Here is a 10,864-nt window from a genome sequence, read left to right as displayed (position 1 = left end):
CTGGGAAGGGCGTTACGTGTCAAGTCGATGGGGAGTGGGGCCCTCGGCTGCTAGCTGGCGTTGGTGACCAGGCCGAGTTCGGCTTCGGTGGCCAGATGCTGGTGCCGCGGCAGGACCCGGACCGTGTAGCCGAACGAGCCGGAATGGTCGATCGTCACCCCGCCGGAGAACAGGAACCGGCCATCGCCGAGGTCCTCCTTGAGCGTCAGGTCGCGGATCGAGATCTGGGCCAGTTCGTCGTTCTCCGTGACCTGGCCGTGCACCGCCTGCACGGACACATCCTCCGGGGTCAGCTCCTCCAGCCGTACATAGGCGTTGATCCGCACGGTGTCGCCGATCTGGGGTTCGTCCGTGACATCGAGCGAATCCACGTGCTCCACCACGACCTCGGGCCAGAAGTGGCGCACCCGGGCGACCCAGGCGGCCAGCTCGCGAGCGGCCTTGAAGTGCTCGGCCCGGGCCACCCGCCCCGAGGCGGCGGCCGGCCGGTAGAGCTGCTGGACATAGTCCTGGACCATCCGCTCGGCGGAGACCGCCGGGCCCAGCGTGGCCAGGGTGTGCTTGATCATCGCGATCCACTGGTGCGGAACCGGGTCCGCGGAGGGCTCGGAGGGGCCGGCCGCGCCGGCGGCGTCGGCCTGCTCGCTGCCGTAGAAGCGCGGCGCCACATGGTTCTCGAGCAGGTCGTACAGGGCCGCTGCCTCAATGTCGTCGCGCTCTTCCGGGGACACGGCCGGGCTCGCCGACGGGATGGCCCAGCCGTTGTCGCCGTCGTACATTTCATCCCACCAGCCGTCCAGCACGGACAGGTTCAGCCCGCCGTTGATGGCGGCCTTCATGCCCGAGGTGCCGCAGGCCTCCAGCGGGCGCAGCGGGTTGTTCAGCCACACATCGCAGCCGGGGAACAGGGTCCTGGCCATGGCGATGTCGTAGTTGGGCAGGAACACGATCCGGTGCCGCACCGCCGGATCGTCGGTGAAGCGCACCAGGTCCTGGATCATGCGCTTGCCCTGCTCGTCCGCGGGATGGGACTTGCCGGCGATCACCAGCTGGATGGGCCGTTCCGGATGCAGCAGCAGCGCCTTCAGCCGCGCGGGGTCGCGCAGCATCAGGGTCAGCCGCTTGTAGGTCGGCACGCGGCGGGCAAAACCGATGGTGAGCACGTCCGGGTCCAGCACGGAGGCGGTCCAGGCCAGTTCCGCGTCGCCGGCACCGCGCTTCTTCCACGATGCCTTCAGCCGGCGCCGGACGTCGTCGATCAGGTTGCTGCGCAGCTGCCGCCGCAGGTTCCAGACCTCGGCGTCGGCGAACTCGTAGACCTTCTCCCAGTGCCTGGCCTCCACGGACTCGGAGCCGAGCTTCTCGCGGGCCAGTTCGGCGATCCGGTGGTCCACCCAGGTCGGCACGTGCACGCCGTTGGTCACCGAGGTGATCGGCACCTCCTCGGTGTCGAATCCCGGCCACAGTCCGGAGAACATGCCGCGCGAGACCACACCGTGCAGCTTGGCCACGCCGTTGGCCCGCTGGGCCAGCCGCAGGCCCATCACGGCCATGTTGAACTTGGTCGGGTCACCGCCGTCGTAGCTTTCCTCGCCCAGCGCCAGGACGTGTTCGGTGGGCACGTCCGGGGCCAGCCCGGCGCGGAAGAAGTGGGCCACCTGGAGCACATCGAAGCGGTCGATGCCGGCCGGCACCGGGGTGTGCGTGGTGAAGACGGTATTGGCCCGGCCGGCGGCCAGGGCCTCGTTCCAGCTCAGGCCCGAGCTCATCAGTTCCTGGATGCGCTCGATGCCCAGGAAACCGGCGTGCCCTTCATTGGTGTGGAAGACCTCCGGGCGCGGCGTGCCGGTGAGCCGCTCGTAGATGCGCAGGGCCTTGACCCCGCCCATGCCCAGCAGCAGTTCCTGCTGCAGGCGGTGGTCCCCGCCGCCGCCGTAGAGCCGGTCCGTGATGGCCCGCGCCGCTTCGTCGTTGCCCGGGACGTTGGAATCGAGCAGCAGCAGCGGCACGCGTCCGACGTCGGCGCGCCAGATCCGGGCCTGCAGCTTGCGCCCGTTGGGCAGCGGCAGCATGATCTGGGCCGGGCTGCCGTCCTCCTCGCGCAGCAGCGTCAGGGGCAGCCCGTCCGGATCCAGCACCGGGTAGGTTTCCTGCTGCCAGGCGTCGCGGCTGAGCGACTGCTTGAAGTATCCGGCAGCGTAGAGCAGGCCCACCCCAATCAGCGGCACGCCCAGGTCCGAGGCGGCCTTCAAATGGTCGCCGGCGAGGATGCCCAGGCCCCCGGAGTACTGGGGCAGGACGGCGGAAATGCCGTATTCGGGGGAGAAGTAGGCGATGGACTGCGGGGCGTCGGCGCCCAGCGACTGGTACCAGCGGTCCTCGCCCAGGTAGCGGTCCAGGTCGGCATCCAGCTCGCGGACCCGGCGGACCAGCTCGGCGTCCGCGGCCAGCTGCTGCAGTTGCTCGCGCGTGAAGGAACCCAGCAGTGCCACCGGGTCCTGGTGCAGTTCCTGCCAGGCGGCCGGGTTCAGGCTTTCGAACAGCTGCTGGGTGGGCCGGTGCCAGGACCAACGCAAATTGCCCGCGAGGCGGGCGAGGGGAGCGATGCTGGGCGGAAGAACAGTGCGGACGGTGAATCTGCGAATCGCCTTCATAACGGTTACGCTAGCGCAGATGCCCGGCCGGTATGTTGCAGGTGCGTAAATGCTTCGGAAATGTCGGCGCCTGAGGCTTGGATCCGGCCCCCGGACGTAACAGACGTAACAGGCCGCCCGCGTGTCGCCGTCCTTCGCAATCGGCGTTGTTTCTCGCTAACGTCTACCTTGTGACCACATTCACCACAGATGCTTCTGCCGGTAAGAGGGACGATTCGACGGGTGCTTCGGACCCAACGCGGACGGGGGAACGCCCGGCACCGGGGCTGCGCTTCGGCCGGATCCCGATCACCGAGGTTGCTCCGGTGATCGAGGGCGGGCTGTTTGCGGCCAAGGCAGTGCCGGGCGAGGACATCGAGGTGGGGGCCACCGTTTTCCGGGAAGGCCACGACCTGATCGGGGTTACCGCGGTGCTGTTCGACCCGGACGGCAAGCCGGTGCAGCGTTCCCGGCTCACCGCGGCCGGCGCGGGCACTGACCGCTGGACCGGCACGCTGCGCCCGCGGTACGCGGGCCGCTGGTCCTTCGCCATCGAAGGCTGGGCGGATCTGTACGCGACCTGGCTGCACAACGCCGAGGTGAAGATCGCCGCCGGGGTGGACGTGGAGCTGATGCTGGCCGAAGGCGTCCGGCTGTTCACCCGGGCCGCCGGCCAGCAGGGCCGCCCCGCCGGCAACGCCCAGGTGTTCCGGCTGGCCGCCGCGGTCATGGCCGATCCGGACCGGCCGGTGGCGGAACGCCTCGAGGCCGGTTCCGAGCCGGCGGTGCTGGAGGCGGTCCGGGAGCATCCGGTGCGCGGCCTGGTTACCAGTTCCGCGTCCTACCCGGTGCTGGTGGAGCGGGACCGCGCCGGCCGCGGGTCCTGGTACGAGTTCTTCCCGCGCTCCGAAGGTGCGGTCTACGACCCGCAGACCCACAGCTGGACTTCGGGCAATTTTACGACGGCGGCCAAGCGCCTGCCCGCGGTTGCGGCCATGGGATTCGACGTCGTCTACCTGCCCCCGATCCACCCGATCGGCCGGACCAACCGCAAGGGACGGAACAACACCCTGGTGACCGGGCCCGGCGATCCGGGCTCCCCGTGGGCAATCGGTGCCGCCGAGGGCGGGCATGACGCGATCCATCCGGACCTGGGCAGCTTCGAGGACTTCGACGCGTTCGTTGCCGCCGCCGAGGAAGCAGGCCTGGAGGTGGCCCTGGATCTGGCGTTGCAGGCGGCCCCGGACCATCCCTGGGCCACCGAGCACCCGGAGTGGTTCACCACCCGGGTGGACGGCAGCATCGCGTATGCGGAAAACCCGCCGAAGAAATACCAGGACATCTACCCGCTGAACTTCGACAACGACCCGCAGGGTTTGTCCGAGGAAATCCTGCGGATCGTGCGGCTCTGGATCAGCCACGGGGTGAAGATCTTCCGCGTCGACAACCCGCACACCAAGCCGGTGTGGTTCTGGGAATGGCTGATCGGCGAGGTCAACCGGGAAGACCCGGACGTGGTCTTCCTGGCCGAGGCCTTCACCCGGCCGGCGATGATGCACGCGCTGGGCCGGGCCGGCTTCCAGCAGTCGTACAGCTATTTCACCTGGCGCAACACCAAGGAGGAACTGGCCGAGTACTTCACCGAGGTCAGCCACGAAACCCCTGCGTATTTCCGGCCGAACTTCTTCGTGAACACCCCGGACATCCTCACCGAGTACCTGCAGTACGGCGGCCCGGCGGCGTTCAAGATCCGCGCCGTGCTGGCGGCCACCGCCAGTCCGCTCTGGGGCGTCTACGCCGGCTACGAACTGTACGAACATGTGGCCCGGCCGGGCGCCGAAGAGTACATCGACAACGAAAAGTACGAGTTCAAGGCGCGCGACTTTGCCAAGGCCGAGGCCGAGGGCCGCTCGCTGGCCCCCTACCTGACCCGGCTGAACCAGATCCGCCGCGACCATGCCTCGCTCGGCGACCTGCAGAACCTCACCATCCAGGCCACGACCGACGGCGCCACCCTGGCATACTCCAAGCACAAGGAGAACCTGGACCCGGCCGGCGCCAAGGACACCATCGTCGTCGTCGTCAACCTGGATCCGCACCACATCCGCGAAGGCCTGGTCGAGCTGGACCTGGCCGCGCTGGGGCTGGACCCGGAGGACCTGAACGAGGACGGCACCTTCTGGGTGGACGACCTGATCACCGGCGAGAGCTGGCGGTGGGGCGCCAGCAACTACGTCCGGCTGGACCCGCACCACGAACCGGCACATGTCCTGCAGGTGCGAAGGGGACGGTAGTGGCTGGTGTTTTCCAGCTAAATGCACCGGGCCTGGCCCATGATCCGTACTGGTACCGCAAGGCGGTCTTCTACGAAGTCCTGGTGCGCGGGTTCGCCGATGCCAACGGGGACGGCTCCGGGGACTTCACCGGCCTGATTGAAAAACTGGACTACCTGCAGTGGCTGGGCGTCGACTGCCTCTGGCTGCCGCCGTTCTTCAAGTCGCCGCTGCGCGACGGCGGCTACGATGTGGCCGACTACACCGACGTGCTGGACGAATTCGGCACCATCAGCGAATTCAAGCGCCTGGTGGCGGAGGCCCATGCCCGGGGCGTCCGGGTGATCATCGACCTGCCGCTGAACCATACCTCGGACCAGCACCCCTGGTTCCAGGCCTCGCGCCGGGAGCCGGAGGGCCCCTTCGGGGACTTCTACGTCTGGAGCGACACGGACGAGAAGTACCAGGACGCGCGGATCATCTTCGTGGACACCGAGGAGTCCAACTGGGCCTTCGACCCGATCCGCCGCCAGTTCTACTGGCACCGCTTCTTCAGCCACCAGCCGGACCTGAACTTCGAGCATCCCGCGGTGGTCGAGGCGATCTTCGACGTCGTCAGGTTCTGGCTGGACCAAGGCATCGACGGCTTCCGTGCCGACGCCATCCCGTACCTCTTCGAGGAAGAGGGCACCAACTGTGAGAACCTGCCGGCCACCCACAAGTTCCTGCAGGACCTGCGCGCCATGGTGGACGCCGAATACCCCAACCGCGTGATCATCGCCGAGGCGAACCAGATGCCGCACGAGGTGGTGGAATACTTCGGCCAGCACAACGAGGACGGGGACATCCTGCCGGAGTGCCACATGGCCTTCCACTTTCCGATCATGCCGCGGCTGTACTATGCGCTGCGCGACCAGAAGGCCGCACCGATCATCCGCACCATGGCCGAGACCCCGGAAATCCCGGCCGGGGCCCAGTGGGGCACTTTCCTGCGCAACCACGACGAACTCACGCTCGAGATGGTCACCGTCGAGGAGCGCGAGGCCATGCTCGGCTGGTACGCACCGGACTCCCGGATGCGCGCCAACATCGGGATCCGGCGGCGGCTGGCCCCGCTGCTGGACAACTCCCGGGCCGAACTGGAACTGATCCACGCCCTGCTGCTCTCGCTGCCGGGCAGCCCGTTCCTCTACTACGGGGACGAGATCGGCATGGGGGACAACATCTGGCTCGAGGACCGCGATGCCTCCCGCACGCCCATGCAGTGGAACCCTGACCGCAACGCGGGCTTTTCCACCGCGGATCCCGGCAAGCTGTATCTGCCGGTGATCCAGTCCCTGGTCTACCACTACAACTATGTGAACGTGGAAGCCCAGCTGGCCCATTCGACGTCGCTGCTGCACTGGATCCGGCAGATGATCGGCATCCGCCGGATCCACGCGGCCTTCGGCCTGGGCCGCTACCGCAACGTACCGGTGGAAGCCGAGTCCGTGCTCGCCTTCCTGCGCGAGCTGCCCAAGGACAATCCGGAGGGGGAGGCGGACGAGACGCTGCTGTGCGTCTTCAACCTGTCCCAGCATCCGACGGCGGCCACGCTCCGGCTGCCCGAATACGCCGGCCGGGGCCTGCGGGACCTTTTCGGCGGCAGCCCGTTTCCCGCGTTCGACGACGCCGGGCAGGTTACCCTGACCCTGGGCAGCCACGACTTCTACTGGCTGCGCCTGCGCTCGCCGCAGTCGAATCCGGCGTCGCCGGTGACCTCTGCCCTGCCCATCATCCAAGCCAACCCACGACCGGAGGTTGCCAGCTGATGTCCGTTGCCACCCCGCCCCTGCCCCAACTGCTGCTCGACTGGCTGCCCCGCCAACGCTGGTTCCCGGCCAAGGGCCAGGAGGTGGTGCTGCGCCGGCTGGGCGGCATCAGGCTGCCGGACCCGGACGGACAGACTACGCTCGCGGTGCACATTGTTGCGGTGCACACCGGGAAACAAACCTATGTGGTCAATGTTCCCGTGAGCCTGCGCAGCGCTCCGCTCGAGGGCGCCGGCCAGGGACTGATCGGCGAACTGAACATCGCCGCCAACGGTGCGGACGAGCAGCGGCGCTGGCTGTACGACGGCGCGTACGATCCGGACTTCGTCATGGCCTGGCTCGAGATGATGCGCAGCGGCTCCCGGACCCGCAACGGCCGCGCCCGCGGGCACGCCGGGTCCGGCTTCGACCAGTGGCCCAGGTTCGACGGCCCGGTGCGGACCAAGGTCCTGACCGGGGAACAGTCGAATACCTCGGTGGTGGTGGAGGCCGGGCAGACGCCGCTGATCGTGAAGTTCTTCCGGGTGCTCGAGGCCGGTGCCAACCCCGATGTGGAAATCGGGGTCCTGCTCAGCGGGCTGGACTCGGCCGATGTGCCGGCCAGCTTCGGCTGGGTGACCGGCAGCTGGCTGACCCCGGGCCAGTCCGACGACGGGGACCTGCTGTGGGATTCGGGGCACCTGAGCGTGCTGCGGGAATTCATTCCGGACAGCGAAGATGCCTGGCGTGCGGCCTCATCCGCGGCGGTGGCGGGCGAGGACTTCACCGCCCAGGCCCGCGAGCTGGGCGCGGTGACCGGCCGCATCCACCGCCAGCTGGCAAAGGCCGGCGGCAGCCACGCAGCCAGTCGGCAGGAACTGGGTGCGCTGGTCGAGGACCTGGCCGAACGGATCCGGTGGGGCTGGGCCCAGGCCGGCGCCGCAGTCGGCCCGCTGGACGAGGCCGTCGATCAGGTGCTGGACCGGCTCGCCGGCCTGCCGCAGGGCGAGGACCGGCCCGAGCTGCAGCCGATCCACGCGGACTACCATCTGGGCCAGGTCCTGCATTCACCCCGGCGCGGCTGGGTGGTGCTGGACTTCGAGGGCGAACCGCTGCGCCCGCTCGGCAGCCGGGGCACCGACGACGTCGCCATCCGCGACGTGGTCGGCATGCTGCGCTCCTTCGACTACGCCGCCGGGGTAGCCCTGCTGGCCGCCCGCCAGCAGCACCGGGACGATGCCGAAGCCGCGGCCGGACAATGGGCCGCCGACACCAAGGCGGCCTTCCTCGAAGGCTACGAGGCCGAATCCGGAACCGCGGTGGACACGTCCGCGCCGCTGTTCCTCGGCCTCTGGCTGGACAAGGCCCTGTATGAAGTCGTGTACGAACAACGCAACCGCCCGCACTGGGTGGATGTTCCGGTCCAGGCCGTCAGGCGCGAACTGGAACGGATCAGCCAGCCCACCGCATCAGAGGAGCCAGCCGTGGATTCCAAATCCTCGTCCAAGCCAACACCACGAAACCGGAAGGCTGCCGGGCAGAATGCCGCAGGCACAGGTTCCGGGCCGGCCACCGGTTCCGGCGACGGCCTGGAGCAGGTCGCCGGAGCGTTCCCCGAAAACGCTCCCGCCGCCGTCGTGCCGCAGGAAGGTGCCCCGGTGCCGGCGCCGGTACCGGGCCTGGAAGACGCGGCGGCACCGGTTACCGGTACGCCGTCGCTGATTCCGCCGATCGGGTCGGCCACACCGGTGCCGGTGGACGAGCACGTGCTCAGCGCGGTGGCGCATGGCAGCTACTACCAGCCGCACGCCGTGCTCGGCGCCCATCTGGACGACCACGGCCATGTCACGGTCCGGACCCTGCGGAAGATGGCGGAGACCGTCACCCTGGTCACGGCCTCGGCCAAGGTCCCGATGCAGCACGAGCACGGGGGTATCTGGGTGGCGGTGGTGGAACCCGAACGGCGCGGGCACGTGCCGGACTACCGGATCGAAGTCACCTATCCCGGCGGCAGGCCGGAACTGACCGACGACCCCTACCGCTATCTGCCCACCGTGGGCGAAGTGGATCTGTACCTGATCGGCGAGGGCCGGCACGAGATGCTCTGGAGCGTGCTGGGTGCCCATGTGCGCCGCTACAACTCCACGCTCGGGGACATCTCCGGGACAAGCTTCGCCGTCTGGGCCCCCAACGCGCAGGCGGTGCGGGTCAAGGGCGAGTTCAACGGCTGGGACGGCTCCGTCCACGCCATGCGCTCGCTGGGCGGCGCCGGCGTCTGGGAACTGTTCATCCCCGGCGTGCAGCCCGGTGCCATCTACAAATTCGAACTGCTGGGCCGGGACGGCCACTGGCACGAAAAGGCGGACCCGATGGCCCGCTGGACGGAAGTGCCGCCGCTGACCGGCTCCCGGGTGCTGGACTCGCGCTACGTTTTCGGCGACGAGGCCTGGATGGCCGAGCGCGCGCAGCGGGATCCGCACAACGGGCCGATGAGCGTCTACGAGGTCCACCTGGGCTCCTGGCGGCTCGGGCTGGGCTACCGGGAACTGGCCGAAGAGCTGGCGGACTATGTCACCCGGCTGGGCTTCACGCACGTGGAGTTCATGCCGGTGGCCGAACACCCGTTCGGCGGCTCCTGGGGCTACCAGGTCACGTCCTATTTTGCGCCCACATCCCGCTTCGGCCATCCGGACGACTTCAAGTACCTGGTGGACAAGCTGCACCAGGCCGGCATCGGCGTCATCGTGGACTGGGTGCCGGCCCACTTCCCCAAGGACGAGTGGGCCCTGGCGCGGTTCGACGGCCAGCCGCTGTACGAGCACTCGGATCCCCGGCTCGGCGAGCACCCGGACTGGGGCACGCTGATCTTCGACTTCGGCCGGACCGAGGTGCGCAACTTCCTCGTGGCCAACGCGCTGTACTGGCTGGAGGAATTCCACGTGGACGGGCTCCGGGTGGACGCCGTCGCCTCGATGCTCTACCGGGACTACTCGCGCCAGGACGGCCAGTGGTACCCGAACATCCACGGCGGCCGGGAGAACCTCGAGGCCATTTCCTTCCTGCAGGAAGTCAATGCCACCGCCTACCGCCGGGTACCTGGCATCGTGACCATCGCGGAGGAATCCACCGCGTTCCCCGGCGTGACGCGGCCGACCTCCGGCGGCGGGCTCGGCTTCGGGCTGAAATGGAACATGGGCTGGATGAACGACACGCTCGAGTACATCTCCGAGGACCCGGTGCACCGGATGTACCACCACGACAAGGCCACCTTCTCGATGGTCTACGCCTTCACCGAGAACTTCCTGCTGCCGATCAGCCATGACGAGGTGGTCCACGGCAAGGGGTCGATGCTGACCAAGATGCCCGGGGACCGGTGGAAGCAGCTGGCCAACCTGCGGGCCTACCTGGCTTTCCAGTGGGCGCACCCGGGCAAGCAGTTGATCTTCATGGGCACCGAATTCGGCCAGGAAGCCGAGTGGTCCGAGCAGCACGGGCTGGACTGGTGGCTGGCCGAGAACGCGCCGCACCAGGGCCTGCAGTCCCTGGTCGGGGAGCTGAACCGGATGTACCGGGCGACGCCCGCGCTGTATGAGCGGGACAACGAGCCCGCCGGCTTCCAATGGATCGATGCCTCCGATGGGGCGCGGAACACGTTGTCGTTCATCCGCTGGGACCGCCACGGCAATCCGCTGGTCTGCATCGCCAACTTCGCCGGCCACCCGCATGAGGGATTCCGGGTCGGCCTGCCGTGGGCGGGGCAGTGGACCGAGGTGCTGAACACCGACGCCGAAGTCTACGGCGGATCCGGGGTGTCCAACCCGGGCCCGGTGGAAGCCGCCGAAGGGGCCTGGAACGGTTACCCGGCCTCCGCGGTCATCACCGTTCCGCCGCTGGGCGTGCTGTACCTGAAGTCGGAACGGTAGCCGCGGTACCGGCCCTGCCGGTCTGGGAAGCCGCTGACTAGCACGTTTGGCGGCTTCCCGGTACCCGTTCCGTGGATCGTTCACACGGAATTTACATGCGCTGGGAACAGTGGTAGAGTTAATTTTCGCGCTAGAGAGTGGTCGAAGCGCCCGCGATCCAACCGGCTCAACGCCGGGACCTCCTTGCGGAGGGAAGCGAACCGGGCCGATTGGACAAAGAAACTCCAAGCGTGTAAGTTAGAAAA

Annotated in this window: 4 protein-coding genes; 3 read left to right on the top strand and 1 reads right to left on the bottom strand. The window is 68.3% G+C overall.

Going from position 1 to position 10,864, the window contains the following annotated elements:
• Positions 1 to 50: 50 nt before the first annotated feature.
• Positions 51 to 2,654 carry an alpha-glucan family phosphorylase gene (glgP, locus tag LVY72_RS23945; protein WP_237827440.1) on the bottom strand — a complete coding sequence of 868 codons (2,604 nt, stop codon included), beginning with the start codon at positions 2,652 to 2,654 and terminating at the stop codon, positions 51 to 53.
• 170 nt (positions 2,655 to 2,824) lie between these two features.
• Between glgP and LVY72_RS23940 the strand changes: the two genes are divergently transcribed.
• Genes LVY72_RS23940 through glgB form a run of 3 tightly spaced genes read left to right on the top strand, consistent with a single transcriptional unit; the run spans position 2,825 to position 10,619 of the window.
• Positions 2,825 to 4,927, top strand: a complete 2,103-nt coding sequence (locus tag LVY72_RS23940; protein WP_372463778.1) for an alpha-1,4-glucan--maltose-1-phosphate maltosyltransferase — start codon at positions 2,825 to 2,827, stop codon at positions 4,925 to 4,927.
• Positions 4,927 to 6,717, top strand: coding sequence for a maltose alpha-D-glucosyltransferase (treS, locus tag LVY72_RS23935; protein WP_237827438.1), 1,791 nt, complete (start codon positions 4,927 to 4,929; stop codon positions 6,715 to 6,717). Before LVY72_RS23940 ends, treS begins: the two co-directional genes overlap by 1 nt.
• The gene (gene glgB, locus LVY72_RS23930) at positions 6,717 to 10,619 is read left to right on the top strand and encodes a 1,4-alpha-glucan branching protein GlgB (protein ID WP_237827436.1); all 3,903 of its coding nucleotides are present in this window, start codon (positions 6,717 to 6,719) and stop codon (positions 10,617 to 10,619) included. The genes treS and glgB overlap by 1 nt, the downstream gene beginning before the upstream one ends.
• The last annotated feature ends 245 nt before the right edge of the window (positions 10,620 to 10,864 follow it).

The sequence above is a fragment of the Arthrobacter hankyongi genome (assembly GCF_022012395.1).
Lineage (GTDB): Bacteria > Actinomycetota > Actinomycetes > Actinomycetales > Micrococcaceae > Crystallibacter > Crystallibacter hankyongi.
The sequence above is the reverse complement of the archived record's forward strand: the minus strand, read 5'-3'. Positions and strand labels throughout refer to the sequence as shown.

Coding starts and splice junctions, on each gene's coding strand:
- glgP (WP_237827440.1), bottom strand. CDS start 2,654: ATGAAGGCGATTCGCAGATTCACCGTCCGCACTGTTCTTCCGCCCAGC.
- glgB (WP_237827436.1), top strand. CDS start 6,717: ATGTCCGTTGCCACCCCGCCCCTGCCCCAACTGCTGCTCGACTGGCTG.